This is a genomic window from Bacillus sp. FSL K6-0042, from assembly GCF_038006685.1.
GTDB classification, from domain to species: Bacteria; Bacillota; Bacilli; order Bacillales; family Bacillaceae_G; genus Bacillus_A; species Bacillus_A pseudomycoides.
The window spans coordinates 4,721,683-4,734,889 of the sequence record NZ_JBBOVS010000001.1 but is presented as its reverse complement, the minus strand read 5'-3'; the positions used below and the strand labels follow the sequence as shown (position 1 = coordinate 4,734,889).

The 13,207-nt window shown below is 34.9% G+C and carries 9 protein-coding genes and 2 pseudogenes; 6 read left to right on the top strand and 5 right to left on the bottom strand.

Features of this window, described 5'->3' with window-relative positions:
• Positions 1-49: 49 nt before the first annotated feature.
• Positions 50-2,770, bottom strand: a complete 2,721-nt coding sequence (locus tag MHH45_RS24465) for a calcium-translocating P-type ATPase, SERCA-type (protein ID WP_016131889.1) — start codon at positions 2,768-2,770, stop codon at positions 50-52.
• 104 nt (positions 2,771-2,874) lie between these two features.
• On the opposite strand from MHH45_RS24465, the gene MHH45_RS24460 reads away from it, so the two are divergent.
• The 3 genes from MHH45_RS24460 (at position 2,875) to MHH45_RS24450 (ending at position 6,536) form a co-directional block, all read left to right on the top strand.
• On the top strand, positions 2,875-4,584 hold the full coding sequence (locus tag MHH45_RS24460; protein WP_016115996.1) for an Rqc2 family fibronectin-binding protein: 1,710 nt from the start codon (positions 2,875-2,877) through the stop codon (positions 4,582-4,584).
• Between the two features lie 289 nt (positions 4,585-4,873).
• The gene (locus tag MHH45_RS24455) at positions 4,874-5,941 is read left to right on the top strand and encodes a M24 family metallopeptidase (RefSeq protein ID WP_088093640.1); all 1,068 of its coding nucleotides are present in this window, start codon (positions 4,874-4,876) and stop codon (positions 5,939-5,941) included.
• 151 nt (positions 5,942-6,092) lie between these two features.
• A complete protein-coding gene (locus MHH45_RS24450) occupies positions 6,093-6,536 on the top strand; it encodes a DinB family protein (RefSeq protein WP_016115998.1) in 444 nt (147 codons plus the stop codon).
• 57 nt (positions 6,537-6,593) lie between these two features.
• Here MHH45_RS24450 and MHH45_RS24445 read toward each other — a convergent pair whose 3' ends face one another.
• The gene (locus tag MHH45_RS24445) at positions 6,594-6,974 is read right to left on the bottom strand and encodes a YoqO family protein (RefSeq protein ID WP_016115999.1); all 381 of its coding nucleotides are present in this window, start codon (positions 6,972-6,974) and stop codon (positions 6,594-6,596) included.
• Positions 6,975-7,158: 184 nt separating this feature from the next.
• Here MHH45_RS24445 and MHH45_RS24440 point away from each other — a divergent pair.
• From MHH45_RS24440 to MHH45_RS24430, 3 genes and pseudogenes are all read left to right on the top strand, one after another.
• A pseudogene (locus MHH45_RS24440) lies at positions 7,159-7,405 on the top strand (hypothetical protein); the annotation flags it as partial.
• A 248-nt stretch (positions 7,406-7,653) separates the two neighbouring features.
• The gene (locus MHH45_RS24435; RefSeq protein WP_016116000.1) at positions 7,654-7,905 is read left to right on the top strand and encodes a YbeF family protein; all 252 of its coding nucleotides are present in this window, start codon (positions 7,654-7,656) and stop codon (positions 7,903-7,905) included.
• A gap of 807 nt (positions 7,906-8,712) precedes the next feature.
• Positions 8,713-8,874: pseudogene (locus MHH45_RS24430) on the top strand (IS4 family transposase); the annotation flags it as partial.
• A gap of 1,397 nt (positions 8,875-10,271) precedes the next feature.
• On the opposite strand, the gene MHH45_RS24425 reads toward MHH45_RS24430, so the two are convergent.
• From MHH45_RS24425 to MHH45_RS24415, 3 genes are read right to left on the bottom strand one after another with little or no spacing between them, the layout of a single operon-like run.
• Positions 10,272-11,687, bottom strand: a complete 1,416-nt coding sequence (locus tag MHH45_RS24425) for a homocitrate synthase/isopropylmalate synthase family protein (protein ID WP_016116003.1) — start codon at positions 11,685-11,687, stop codon at positions 10,272-10,274.
• The gene (locus MHH45_RS24420) at positions 11,684-12,748 is read right to left on the bottom strand and encodes an alpha/beta hydrolase (RefSeq protein ID WP_016116004.1); all 1,065 of its coding nucleotides are present in this window, start codon (positions 12,746-12,748) and stop codon (positions 11,684-11,686) included. Before MHH45_RS24420 ends, MHH45_RS24425 begins: the two co-directional genes overlap by 4 nt.
• A gap of 14 nt (positions 12,749-12,762) precedes the next feature.
• Positions 12,763-13,200, bottom strand: a complete 438-nt coding sequence (locus tag MHH45_RS24415) for a DUF441 family protein (protein WP_016116005.1) — start codon at positions 13,198-13,200, stop codon at positions 12,763-12,765.
• Positions 13,201-13,207 lie beyond the last annotated feature (7 nt).

Here is a 13,207-nt window from a genome sequence, read left to right as displayed (position 1 = left end):
TGCAACTCTACTACCTTTTGTAAATTATATCACATTTTCATATCATTGACTATTTCAAGTTTATGCCTCTCTTATACAATATCGGCTTCTTCTTCTCCTTTTTCCCTGTCAATAAAGAGCCGACTAATAAAAATGTTGGAATGGACGATAAACCAACGATTAATAACCAATCTCTCGCTTGAATTGGCATTGTACTAAAAATGGGTTGCAATGGTGGATAATAAATAACCACAAGCATTAATAACACCGAAATAATAACTGCTCCAACCAAATATATATTCCCAAAAGGATTACGATGGAATATAGAGTGTTCACTGCGGCAGTCAAATACATGAATAAGCTGTGCTAAAACTAGTGTAGCAAAAGCTACTGTTTGCGCATATTTCAGTTCATTTGGATGCTGATTAAATGCAATAATAAATGCCAGCAAGGTTACAATACCAATTAAAAAGCCTCTACTCACAATTTTCCAAGCCAATCCTCTTGCAAACACCCCTTCTTTCGGATGCCGTGGATTTCTTCTCATCACATCTCCCTCAGCTGCATCTAAGCCTAGTGCCATTGCTGGTAAACCATCTGTTACTAAATTCACCCATAAAATTTGAATTGGAACCATCGGAAGTGGTAAAGCAAGCATCATCGCAAATAACATAACTAAAATCTCTCCAACATTTGATGCTAATAAATACCGAATGAACTTCCGAATATTCTCATATATATTTCGTCCCTCTTTAATTGCCGATTTAATCGTAGCAAAGTTATCATCTAGCAAAACAAGAGAGGAAGCTTCTTTAGCTACATCCGTTCCTGTAATCCCCATCGCTATCCCAATATCAGCTGTTTTAATAGCAGGAGCGTCATTCACCCCATCACCTGTCATCGCCACAATATGATCTTTATTTTGAAGAGCTTTTACAATTTTTAATTTATGTTCAGGAGATACACGTGCAAATACATAGGTATCTTCTACAATATCCTCTAGTTCATCTACAGACATATTTGCTAATTCTACACCTTCTATAACGCGGCCATTCGGTGGTAAAATCCCTAACTGCTCTGCAATTGCCATCGCTGTTACTTTATGGTCTCCTGTAATCATTACCGTTTTAATACCAGCCTCTTTACACTCTTTTACGGCCTGTTTCACTTCTGGTCTTGGCGGGTCTATCATTCCTTGTATCCCGACAAGCATGAAATCTTTTTCTACTTCTCTTTCATGTTCAATTGAATCTGTTACTTTTAAAGCCCTAAATGCAACAGCAATCGTTCGAAGCGCTTGACTTCCAAGGTTATGAATTGCCGCTTGCACTTCTTTACGATATAACTCACTTAAAGGTTGCTGTTTATCCCCCCATAAAATTGTTTGGCTCATTTGCAAAAGAACATCAGGTGCCCCTTTTGTGACTACAAATTTTTTACCATCACGATCACGAACGATTACGCTCATCATTTTTCGTGTGGAATCAAAAGGAAGTTCATGAATAATTTCAAACTTCTCTTTTAAAGCTTCTCGGGATATTCCTGCTTTCATCGCCGCTGCAACGAGCGCACCTTCTGTCGGATCTCCATCTAGGACATATGTTTTTTTCTTTTTTACAATGCTCGCGTTATTGCATAAACACCCAAATGTTAACAATTGATATAACGCCCTTGTAGATTCCGGATTAACCTTCTGCTCACCTTTCATAAATGATCCAGTAGGCTCGTAGCCTTGCCCGGTTACATGCCATGTTTCGCCACCTGACCACATATGTGTTACCATCATTTTATTTTGTGTCATCGTACCCGTTTTGTCCGAACAAATAACAGAAGCACATCCTAAAGTTTCTACTGCTGGTAATTTTCGAACAATCGCTCTCTTTTTAATCATGCGTTGTACACCAAGTGACAATGCGACCGTAACAATCGCTGGTAATCCTTCTGGAATTGCTGCAACAGCAAGTGACACACCCGCTAAGAACATATGATACACTTCATTCCCTTGATACACTCCAGCTAGTACAACAAGTGCTGTTAAAATAAGGGCAACAATGATTAGAATCTTCCCAAGTTGTTCTAATCTTCTTTGCAGCGGTGTTTCCATTTGCTCTGCATTTTGCAACATATTTGCAATTTGCCCCATTGCAGTATTCATTCCTGTCCCTACTACTACACCAATTCCTGATCCTCTCGTTATCATCGTTCCCATAAAAGCCATATTTCTCTGATCACCAATCGCAACATTTTCACCTTGTAATGCTTCTACTTTCTTTTGAACAGGTGCAGACTCACCTGTTAACGCTGATTCTTCAATATATAAACTGGATGCTTCAATAAGACGAATATCTGCTCCAATACGATCCCCGCTAGAAAATTTAATCACATCACCAAGTACCAGTGCCTTTGATGGTCCCTTTATCCATTTTCCATTTCGTAAAACTGTCACTTGCGGGGCGGCTAGTTCCTTTAAAGCCTCAAGTGATTTTTCTGCTTTTCGTTCTTGAAAAAAACCAAGAATCCCATTAATAATCACAATTGCAACAATCGCAATTGCATCAATATACTCTCCTAAAAATGCTGAAATAATCGTTGCACCAAATAAAACAAGCACCATAAAATCTTTAAATTGCGATAAAAATACAATGAGTGCAGAAGGCCGCTTTGCTTCTTGTAATTCATTTGGCCCTAGCTTCTTTAAGCGCCCTTCCGCTTCTTGCTCTGACAGTCCTACCTTCACATTCGTATTCGTTCTTTCTTCCACTTCATGTGCACGCATTTCATACCAATTCATCTCGCTATCGACCTCCTGATTGCAGACATGCTCTAATGAAAGCTTATTCAGCCCCGTCCAAAAAAATGCTATAATTAACATTTAGTTAGAAAGGAGTGTTCATAATGGCATTCGATGGATTATTTACAAGAGCGATTACACATGAAATTGCAAATTCTCTTCAAACAGGAAGAATTTCAAAAATATATCAACCCTCAAAATATGAGGTTTTGTTACATATTCGAGCAAACGGAAAAAATCAAAAATTACTTATTTCCGCACACCCTACATACGCACGTATGCATCTTACAAATCAAAGTTATGATTCACCAGCATTACCACCAATGTTTTGCATGCTTCTTCGCAAACATTTAGAAGGTGGATTTATTGAGAAAATTGAACAAATCGATTTAGAACGTATCATTCAAATTACCGTTCGAAGCCGTAACGAGATTGGGGACGAATCTTTAAAAACATTAGTGATTGAAATAATGGGTCGTCACAGCAATATTATTTTAGTAGACGCGAAAACAAATATCATTTTAGATAGCTTAAAGCACGTTTCTTTAGCGGTAAATCGGCATCGTACTGTATATGCTGGCGCTGAATATGTTGCACCACCAGCACAGCATAAAATTAATCCCTTGCAGATTGAAACACAAGATGAGTTTATTAGGCCACTAGACTTTTTAGCAGGAAATATGGATAAACAACTTGTTGGGGCCTTTATGGGGATTTCTCCGCTATTTGCAAAAGAAGTTGTAAAGAAAGCTGTTATGGTAAATGAACATGCATTATCAGAAGCGTTTTTCACATTACAAAAACCAATGCAAGCGCATCAATATGAACCAACAATGATAACGGCAAATGGAAAAGAGTTCTTTTATCTCTTCTCTCTTACACATTTAAAAGGGGATAATAAAACATTCTTATCTGTAAGTGAATTATTAGATCGATTCTTCTTTGGAAAAGCTGAACGCGATCGTGTAAAACAACAAGCACATGATTTAGAACGATTTATGCACAATGAAAAAGCAAAAAATGAAAAGAAATTAATTAAATTACAAAAAACACTACAAGATGCTGGGAAAGCTGATAAATATCAATTATTCGGTGAACTTCTTACAGCTAACATGTATGCATTAAAAAAAGGTGACAAAGAAATTGAGGTTGTCAACTACTACGATGAAAATGGCGGAACAGTAAAAATTACATTAGATCCACTGAGAACACCGTCAAAAAACGCACAACGTTATTTCCAAAAGTATCAAAAAGCGAAAAATTCTGTCGCAATCGTAAAAGAACAAATTGAAAAGACAAATGAAGAAATCCTTTACTTTGATAGCCTACTTCAACAAATGGAGGCTGCTGCTTCAAAAGATATTGAGGAGATTCGCGAAGAATTAGCTGAAGAAGGTTACATGCGTAACCGTAAGTCGAAGAATACAAAGAAAAAAACATCAAAACCGATATTAGATAAATATATCTCTACCGATGGAACAGAAATTTTAGTCGGTAAAAATAATAAACAAAATGACTATTTAACAACCAAGTTTGCACGTCGTGATGAAATTTGGTTACATACGAAAGATATTCCTGGTTCTCATGTTGTCATCCGCTCATTAGAACCAACTGAAGAGACTTTATTAGAAGCTGCTAAACTCGCTGCTTATTACAGTAAAGCAAAAGATTCTAGTTCTGTTCCTGTAGATTTCACAAAAATTCGCCATGTTAAAAAACCAAGCGGTGCTAAACTTGGGTTTGTGACATATGATAATCAACAAACATTATATGTAACACCAGATGCTGATACGGTGATGAAGTTAAAAGCTTAAGGAAAACACAAAAACGCAATGATTGTGAGTAATCATTGCGTTTTTTCTTATAAAATAATATTCCCTGTCTTTTACAAAGACTTTACCGCCTTATTTCCCCCTCTATCAAACCAATATAAATGATAAAAAAATTGACACTTTATATGTTTCGTGTAAAAAAATATAGACACAAACAAGAGTTATATTCCTTAATTTTTAGACACTTTATGTAGTAATTATTTCTTATACAAAGAAAATTACATTGGCACAATTATTGCTTTATATAAGGAAGTGAAAGGGAGGAATCAAAATGACTTCAAGAATAAAGAAAATACAAGAACAACTAGATCGATATGGAATAGACGGATTACTCATTACGAAAAAGGAAAATCGCCAGTATGCAACTGAATTTACAGGTAGCGCTGGAGCCGTATTACTATCTGCAACTGAAGCTGTATTCATTACAGATTTCCGCTATGTCGATCAAGCAAAAACACAAGTACAAGAAGCTGAAATCATTATGCATAAAGGAAACATGGAACAAGAGATCGCAAATCAGATAACTAAATTAAGCATCAAAAAGTTAGGCATCGAAGAAAACAATATGACCTTAAAACAGTATAGTTCGTTAAAAAAATATACAAACATCGAACTTGTACAAGTAAGTGAACTAGTAGAAACAATCCGTGCCATTAAGGAAGAGTCTGAAATCGAAACAATTAAAATTGCAGCACGTATCGCCGATGAAGCATTTCAACATATAACAGGATTCCTAAAACCCGGTGTATCTGAATTTGATGTCCGAGATGAATTAGAGTTTTTTATGCGAAAACAAGGGGCCTCTTCCTCATCATTTAACATTATCGTAGCTTCTGGAGTCCGTTCTTCTCTTCCCCACGGCGTTGCCACAAATAAGATGATTGAAAACGGAGATATGGTTACATTAGATTTTGGTGCACTTTACAATGGGTATTGCTCTGATTTAACACGTACTATTGCGATTGGAAGTTACTCCAAAGAATTTGAAAAGATATATAGTATTGTATTAGAAGCATTAAAACGAGGAACCAAAGCAATCCGGCCTGGTGAATCCGCAAAAACGATTGATGATGTGACAAGAAATTACATTACAGATAACGACTACGGTCAATACTTTGGCCATTCTACCGGCCATGGCGTTGGATTAGAACTTCATGAACCACTTCGATTATCACAAGAAAGTAAAGCTACTTTACAAGAAGGAATGGTTGTTACTGTCGAACCAGGTATTTATATTCCAAACTGGGGTGGCTGTAGGATTGAAGATGATATTGTCATTACAAAAGATGGGCATGAAGTAATTACAAAGGCAAATAGAGACCTTATTGTTATTGGCTAATAGGAAACTCTCCTTATCCATCTAAAAAGGGATTTCTTTTTACACGGAGAAATCTTTCTATAAAGATATTATTTACTAGGAGGAATTTCTATTAAATTTCGTAATTGATACAATTGATGGATTAAACACAGAATTTTCAAAGCTTGTTTCTATGATGAATTATGCTCGTTATACAACAATGCAAGCTGTACAAGATTTAACGATTGAAGAACTCGATTATTTGTACGATGCTAAGGCAAACTCCATTGGTATGCTTTTATATCATATGACTACAGTCGAGTACTACTATCAGATTCATACCTTTGAAGATCGAGAGCCGACAGAGGAAGAATTAGAGCGTTGGTTACCTGGAATCGAATTAGGCGAACTTGGACGTCAGCATATTAAAAACCACCCTATAGACTACTACATAAATACGTTACAAGAAGTTCGTGCTAAAACAATTACAACGTTTCAATCACTACCGGATGAATGGCTATATAAAACCACACCGTTTTGGTATGACAAACCAGCAAACAACTATTTCAAATGGTTTCACGTCTTTGAAGATGAGCTGAGTCATCGTGGACAAATTCGTTTAATTAAAAAAATGTAAGGAACTCATTCAGTAAAATAATAAAAAAGTGCTATCTCTTAGTCAGGTAGCACTTTTTTATGTTTTAGATACGTCATCACCTAATAATAATTTTTTATTCACTTTTGTAACAATCATTCCCACAATACCTAAGATTATAAGTAAATATACTAATCTAGCAAAAGATAGCCACCCTTGAAAAATTGGCATCCTATCCATTTGTCTACCGCCTTCCAACAATATGAATGGCACTGTAGCTATTAAAATGACAAACTCAATTCCTAAAACGATCTTCTTTTTTCGGGTGTATGCTCTAAATTCATCCCAACAATATAATACAGCAAAAATAAAACCCACTGCATAAATAATGTCAATCCAATCACTTTCAATAAAATACTTTAAAATAAGTCCTATAGCGAAGCATCCCATAAGACCGTAAAAACCTATTTTCTCCTTCATATATTCCCTCTCTCTATCTAGTAATAAAACTGTATAATATTTTATCCACTTTCAGGATTATTTGTATTATATCATCCATTTTCACCTTGTAAGTGCAGTACATGAAATTGTTATATTTTCTTTCTCTACGTACTCACACACTCCCACTCTCTTCATACACTAAACTACACGAATGCCTAGCAAAATGGGAGTAGAATTAACACTTCTGCACGCCCTCTATATTCTTTGTTTACTTACAATTATCACCTTTTCTTATTCTTCGAAAAGATACGACAATCATTTGTATTGTTTTTATCTTTTTACTAGCTCTAACCGCAACACATTCCATTCCTCTTGCCGTTAGCGGGATTTTTCAAAGTTTTACCTATGCCATTACCGAACTACTACCAACTATTTTAATCATCTCTATTATTATTTCAATAAGCAATTTATAAAGTAGATCCATTCGAACTTGCTAGACGCAATTTTATACCTGTCGTTATCGTGTTAATTGTCACTACAATTATCGCGATGTTTCTTTTATAACCATAGACAAGTTTTCTTTGCTTACTGTTTTCCCTTGCGAATTGTTGAAATATACTGATTCCCAAAAGGGATTTCAAACCATCTGTCAAAATTATATTAAGAGAACAATTAGTTTAAAAGAACATATTACTTTTTAAGAAAAGGGGGCATAATCATGAGTGAATTGCTTTTCTTTTTATTTATTTGTCCATTACTTATTTTTATTGTTTCAGTACTTGGGACACGTAGAACAAGAACGTATTACGTAATGCCAATTGTAACGTTTGCTATTTTTCTTATATTAGGAGTTATATTGTTTCCCCCTTCATTTTTCTTTTGGGTTGGCATGTATAGCATCTTCTCATTTATCGTTTCTTATATAACTTTATTATTTGTAAAGGGGTATGAAGCTGTGAAGGGAAAATAGTAATATCTTTTATTTAAGAAATTTAACGATTCTGTTTGAAAATGTACCTCTCATCTTCAAAATCATTCTCTTTATCTTTTTTAAATAGCCTTTTTAATTTATCAAACAATCTTTCCTCTCCACCTAAAGATAATGATATATAAGTTTTCGTTTTCTTAGCTTGATGGCAATGGGGTAACACAACATGCCCATCAACTTAAGACATTTTAATATCCCCACGTTATCCTTTCTACACAAGCTAGATTAGAAAGGGTAACGTTTTGTTATGAAGCTCTCGAATCTATAAATATAAAATAGAATTTCCTATTGTTATTAATTTTGATATATATATAATTATATATATCAAAATTAATTATAAAGATCAGGAGAGAAAGAAATGAAGAAATTAATTATTACAGGTGTATGCGCAGCAATATTTGGTACGACTTTTTTTGCGCAGAATTCTTTTGCTGAAGTAACTCAAATCAGAATATAAAAGCAGCAAGCGCCCAGACTAGTAGTTTTATAGATGTATCTCAATCGCATTGGGCGTATAAAGAGATTCAGTACATGGCTGAACATAATATAATGTGAGAATATGGTAGCGATTATTTTGGTGCCAAAGATAAAGTGACACGTGAACAGTTGGCTACGTTCTTATATAGAGCTATTCCAGTATCTTCAAGGCCGATCCAAGTAAACTAACTAGTTAAAACCGACTCATTCGAGTCGTTTTTTTTCTTTGCAGAAATTTATAAAACGCCAGGGAATACTTTTCCTAGGTAGTGTTGTAACTACGAAACGTCTTAATCGTTGATCTAGCTGTAACAAAAAAACACCCAAGAAATAACAAAGATCCTAATCCGCCTGTTCCACCTCCTAAAGAAGAATGGACGGAAGTCTCATCGATATGAGAAGAAAACTGTCTTTGATATTATGGGTGTTGTCTATGAGTATAATGGATTAAGAAAACAAAAGAAAGTTACATAATTTAAAAAATGAAACCCATTAAGATTTATTCGATATACGCATTTTTAAGAATAGGCTCCTATTTTAGAAATGTTTTAACCTTTCTGAATGACTGTTCAGTTTTTTCCACTCTTAAGTTGATGGGCATGTATGGTGAGGCCTATTATATAAATTAAAGAAACTGACCTTCCTCAGTTTCTTTAATTTAATACATATGTTTTTCGTTATAGAAATATATGTATTAAATTTCAATTAGTCTAAGAACATCATAACATTCTAAATAGTATGGAGCGTGTATTATAATGAAAAAGATTTTATTATCGTTTATAACATTAGGAATGCTTATAGGATGTGAAAAATCTGATTCGTGTGATGAAGCAAGAGCTATCTACTCTGGAAATTGTAATTCTGCTAATACACTGACAACCAACAAAGCTGAATTACAATTAGATTCCAGATAGTTGCTTTAATGCTTAATTTTAAACTCATTATTCATCAGATCATTATACATTTTATAATTCATAAATATTTAAAGATGGAGTTACCGCTCAGAGAAAAATTTGATAAAGTTTTTAATAATATTCTTCCTTATCGCAATAATTATATTTTATAAAGCTGGGTCCTGCCACATCGTTATCAAGCTAGTATTTTGAAATGTCCCCACAACGAAAAAAATGAAAGCTGTATTCCCATGCAACTATGAAGAGATAAAATTTTCGTTTTGAGGAAATTTCAGTAACGTTCAATTCGTCTTGTAAGCTCTTTTCAATATATTCAATTGAGTTTTGTATTCTTTCAAAATGATTCATTCCTCAATACCACAGTATATTCATATTTTATAATTCAAACAAAATATTTTTTTGATAATTTGTGCTAATTCTACATTTATCCCGCATTAACGGACAGTAACACTCCCACCTCAAAATTCAGCGAAAGCAAAGAAGTTAGGTGGGAGATGAACTGTCCGTAAAAGCCCGATTCGTTCAACTAACAATCAGTGGGGGATGAAGAAAACCCCCACTGATTAAAGTTTCACTTTATATTGTAACCTATACCCTGTGTCTCTTTATGAATTTTAAGTGCATTTAAAAAGATGGCTTTCCTTTAACGCAAAGAAAGCCATCTTTTAATTTTCATAAATTGTCTTTTTACCATTGTTTCCATTATAAGGAGGAATGAGTGTAAAAATATACAAAAACCCCGAATTATGGACTTTTTTAAGTGTCCACAATTCGAGGTACAGTTCATACCAAAGGATTAAGCCTTTTTCACGAAAGAAAATTAAGGTTCTTATTCATCTTTTGAAGTAGCTCCCTATCTTCATCAAGTAAAAAATAAAAGCATCCCAAAAACGAAAATTTTTTTTTCGTTTTTGGGATGCAAATGTATTTTAACTTAATGGCATTTTAGATTACCCATTATACACGCATTTTTGATAAATTATCCTCTAACAAACTAGAATTATAATTAGGTGCTAGTACGATATTTGTATATGTTCCTATACCCGAAAGGTACTTATACCTATGCTTGAAACCCGCTGGAATAAAAACAGATGCAGGACTCTCAATGATTTGAGACTCTCCTTCAATTTCCACTTCACATACGAGGCCTGTACCATCTATTTTATTCCCCCAGAAGATAAAAGCACTATCACAATGATGTGCGTGAATATCTACATGTCCTTCTAAGTTATCATCCATATGCGCATCGTAAAACACACGCTGTATCACATAAAATGAAGCCCGTTCATCCGTTCTATAATCCATCTGCACCCACCGCTCTCCTGGACCATCGCGATGATATAAAAGCTCAGATGCTCCCTTTACAAATGGTTTACTAACTCGGAGAGACTTTGAAAGCCTAGGCCCTTTTCTTTCTATGCATTTTTGTTGAATGGTCCTTACTCTTCCTATCATTTCAGGCTGAATACCCTCGTATGCTGAGTCATTCTGCTGAACAGCTTTTTTATGATAAGGTGCCGTATGAGTAAATATGTTCTTTCCAATAATCGGTCTCCAATGATCTACTTTACAACCAGTAGCTAATTGAAGAGATTGAGTCAATTCAGGAATCATCTGTAGTTTAAAGTACTGAAGATTACGCTTTTGAGATAAAAACACTGATAAATTTAGCAAGTCAACAATCCCAGCACGTTCACCTATTCCGCACAATGTAGTATCAATGACAGATGCCCCTGAATCGATTGCAGCAAGGGCATTTGCCATGGCTAGTCCTAAATCATTATGAAGGTGAACTTCAATCTCACAAGGGAATGTCTCAACAGATTTCTTCACGATTGTCGCACACTGACTTGGTTCCCAAATTCCTACAGTGTCTGCTAAACTGATTCGGTCTGCTCCAGCTACATGTGCAACCTGTCCAATGTAGGCGATATCTTCCCATTCAGTTCGCGAAGCATCTTCAATAGTAAAACGGATTTTCATCCCTAAAGATTTTGCTTCTTCAATAGCTTGTTTCACTTGATTGATAACGTAATCTTTTGATCTATTGGTGTACTTTGTTTGTAAAGAAATGGGGTTAATAGACGTCCAGATTCCTATCCAATCGGCACCAGCACGATAAGCCGCATGAACTTCTTCTTTTTTTGCCCGAGCATGCATAAGTATTTCAGCGTACTTTGCAGAGGCTGCAACTTCTCGGCAAATCTCTTCTTCTTCTTCAGAAATACCCGGATGTCCAACCTCGATAAGAGTTACTCCAAAATTCTCTAACATATGGAGTAAGGTAATTTTATCTTCCTTGGAGAAACGAATACCACATTGTTGTTCTCCTTCACGTAAGGTGGCATCCAATATTGTTATACCCTTGTTCATTCCTTTTTTCCTTCTTTCATTTCTATAAAGTTTAACGTTTGTTCGAATAGGCTATTACGATTCTTTTCATAAACAGCCCAGTGCGTTGCATCGGGGATTACAACTTCTTTTTTTTGTTTTGTACCTGTTAGTTTTGACATCATATTTCGGTCTGCAAACGTGTCATCTTCTCCATAAATGACAAGTACTGGAACGGTAATTTTAGATACATCATATAAAGGCTGATTTTTCCAAATATAAAACAAATCCTCTAGTGGACCAACTGGTCGACGAATAGTTTGATTATTTTTCTTACTCATAGGATCCGAATTGATAAATACTTGTTTTACGGCATCCATTGCTTCATTTGTAACGATTTTTTTCTTTCCCATCATCATATGCCAATGATGCATTCCTTTATCAAAGTCCACCATTTGATAGGCTGATGCTTCAGGGTTAAATTGATTAGGTTGTAATGGATTTTCAAGAGATTTTGTCATCATAGGAAGTGTGAATCCATGCATATACCCATATAAAATAAGTTTATTAATATCTTGAGGATGGGATATTGCATAATTTCCAGCGACAACACCTCCATATGACCACCCTATTATATGAATCTTTTTCACATTTCTTTTCTTTTGGATCCACTTTACAACTGTTTCTAGATCCTTAGTTGCATCATTCAGATGAATAACCGGACGGTTTTGGGAAGGAGGATCTGACATTTCTTTAGGGCGAGAAGAATGACCAAACCCTCGAAAATCCATGGCCCAAGTATCATACCCTTTTTTGGCATACTCATCCATCCACGAATATTTTGGTACATCAAATGCTTGAGCTGTAGGTACACTAAATGGTTCTAAAAATAAGACAATTTCATCGGATTTATACTGTTTTTTATTATTTAAGTTTTTATGAAGCAAAAATATTTTTTCTTCTCCTTGCTGAATTTCTAATTCTTGTTTTACTACTTTAGAAGTCTGAGCATTTTGAGAAGTTTCTTTTATATTAGAACAACCAGACATAAGCATTATAAAAAAAATCCCTACTAAACTAATATGTGTCCATTTTATCTTCATTTAGAATGTTCCTTTCATTTCATAGAAATAATAGCTATTATTCCAGCCGCAATAATTAATCCGGCTGGTAAACCTTTTGTAAATAATACGGCAACAAGAGTCCCTATTAAGACACCTAACAATATCGTAGGATTCATAGATAGAACTCCTACACCTTTCCCTCCTATGTATGACACAGTGAAACCTGCAAGAATGGACCCTAATCCCATAGGGGAAGCAATTAATTTCACTACGTTTTCGTTTGTAATCTTCCCTGATGCAATTGGAATTAAAAAGAATAACATAAGAAAGAAAATACCAATTTGAAAAGAGTATTGTTGAATAAAATGTAATAAAGTTTTTTGTCCAACAGCAAGTAAAATTCCTAATAAGCAAGCCGCACCAGCTAGTGCATAATCCTTTATAAGCAGGGCGAGTATTACAATTATTCCAAGTAACAAAAAAGGAAGCATAATCTTT

Bases quoted from the DNA above. Each gene is read 5' to 3' on its own strand.
- MHH45_RS24450 (WP_016115998.1), top strand. From the start codon at position 6,093: ATGATGAATTATGCTCGTTATACAACAATGCAAGCTGTACAAGATTTA.
- MHH45_RS24415 (WP_016116005.1), bottom strand. From the start codon at position 13,200: ATGCTTCCTTTTTTGTTACTTGGAATAATTGTAATACTCGCCCTGCTT.
- MHH45_RS24460 (WP_016115996.1), top strand. From the start codon at position 2,875: ATGGCATTCGATGGATTATTTACAAGAGCGATTACACATGAAATTGCA.
- MHH45_RS24425 (WP_016116003.1), bottom strand. From the start codon at position 11,687: ATGAACAAGGGTATAACAATATTGGATGCCACCTTACGTGAAGGAGAA.
- MHH45_RS24435 (WP_016116000.1), top strand. From the start codon at position 7,654: ATGAGTGAATTGCTTTTCTTTTTATTTATTTGTCCATTACTTATTTTT.
- MHH45_RS24420 (WP_016116004.1), bottom strand. From the start codon at position 12,748: ATGAAGATAAAATGGACACATATTAGTTTAGTAGGGATTTTTTTTATA.
- MHH45_RS24465 (WP_016131889.1), bottom strand. From the start codon at position 2,770: ATGAATTGGTATGAAATGCGTGCACATGAAGTGGAAGAAAGAACGAAT.
- MHH45_RS24455 (WP_088093640.1), top strand. From the start codon at position 4,874: ATGACTTCAAGAATAAAGAAAATACAAGAACAACTAGATCGATATGGA.
- MHH45_RS24445 (WP_016115999.1), bottom strand. From the start codon at position 6,974: ATGAAGGAGAAAATAGGTTTTTACGGTCTTATGGGATGCTTCGCTATA.